1 protein-coding gene is annotated in these 1,060 nt (G+C 52.2%); it reads right to left on the bottom strand.

Annotated elements, in window-relative coordinates:
• Nucleotides 1-219 precede the first annotated feature (219 nt).
• Nucleotides 220-1,060 (bottom strand): RCC1 domain-containing protein (locus tag ACR0P9_RS13105; protein ID WP_432620848.1); only part of this gene is annotated, 841 nt, incomplete at its 5' end.

Genomic DNA, 1,060 nt, shown 5'->3' with positions numbered 1-1,060 from the left:
GCCTTCGCGCAGACGCGCAATACCACGCTGGATTACACCGCAAGCACCGCATTAGGCTCCACCCATAGCTTTTTCTTCCTGTTCGTCTTAGCTGCCATCTGTCTGGCACTGCAAAGCATCGGTTTCTATCTCTACGAGAGAAATCGCGTGATGTGAGAACAAGCACAAAAACAGCGCCCGTTCCGGCATTCCGGAGCGGGCGCTTTCAGCTTTCTATCCTTAATTTTTCAAATACACAGCTGTCGGTGTCTTGACATCTGTCTCGTCTGAGCCAATGCCGAGCTGTTTGTACAGATTGCATCCCACGGAGCGCAGCACGCCATCTTTAGAACGATACAGCGTATTGAATCCACCTGCCGCGACAGCCTCTACATTTTCTGCGAGCTTGCGCGGCTTGAGCTGATAATAAATCGTCTCTTCGCCAATCGCATACGTGCCGTCACCAAACTTGATGCCAATCTGATGATAGTTATTGACACCAAAGGTATACAGATCTCCGTTTGTCGTGAGTACCGCGGTATGTGCCGATCCGGCATCGACATAAGCGACATCACTCATGAGTTTTTTCGGCGTGGTCTGCACTTGACGCGCGGTATCATCAACGGTCTTGGTTCCCAGCGAGCCGACGCTGTTAGTTCCCCAGCCGTACAAATCTCCGTTTTCCTTCAGCGCAAACGCCATGTACTTGGCACCGCACGATACCATCTTGACGCTGTCCATGACCTTTGCCGGTTTGGACTGATATGCCTCGCCCTTGCTGTTGGTGCTGTCGGTCTTGGCAAGTCCCAGCTGACCGTCTTCATCATAGCCCCATGCATACAGCATACCATCCGTGGTAATCGCCATCGAATAGTCCTCGCCCGCGTCAATGTACGCGACATTGTCCATCAGCTTATACGGCGCAGACATACAGGCATAACCTTCCTCGTCCTTCTTATCACAGGCGGAATCCGCAATACCCAGTGCACCGTTTTTATTTCTGCCCCAGACATACAGCGAACCATTGGTGTCAATCGCCAGCGCATGTTTGCTGCCAGCGGCGATCATCGCAATATCTGTG

Origin of the sequence: Butyricicoccus sp., assembly GCF_050872565.1 — a bacterium.
Taxonomy (GTDB): domain Bacteria; phylum Bacillota; class Clostridia; order Oscillospirales; family Butyricicoccaceae; genus Butyricicoccus_A.
The sequence above is the reverse complement of the archived record's forward strand: the minus strand, read 5'-3'. Positions and strand labels throughout refer to the sequence as shown.